Annotated in this window: 1 protein-coding gene; it reads right to left on the minus strand. The window is 49.2% G+C overall.

Annotation, left to right across the window (positions count from 1 at the left end):
* Positions 1-110: 110 nt before the first annotated feature.
* Complete coding sequence (locus LI149_RS15885; protein WP_334301059.1) at positions 111-236, minus strand: hypothetical protein; 126 nt, start codon at positions 234-236, stop codon at positions 111-113.
* Positions 237-242: the final 6 nt, after the last annotated feature.

The raw sequence follows: 242 nt of genomic DNA on the forward strand, positions 1-242 counted from the left end.
GCGCCCGTTGTTCGCACAATGTGTTTCGAATCCTTGTAGTGCAAAAGCGGTGCTCAGCATACGGCGAACATTATCTTCATCATCCACAATAAGGATGCGATTAATAGCAGTCATACAGTCTGATTTCCCTGCGGGTTGATCGGTAAAATAAGCGTGAAGGTTGCGCCGTAGCCCGGCAAACTGGCGACGCGAATATCACCCTGATGGGCATTAATGATGCGTTGACTTAACGCCAGACCAAG

Source organism: Dorea sp. 210702-DFI.3.17 (genome assembly GCF_020560825.1).
Lineage (GTDB): Bacteria > Bacillota > Clostridia > Lachnospirales > Lachnospiraceae > Dorea > Dorea formicigenerans.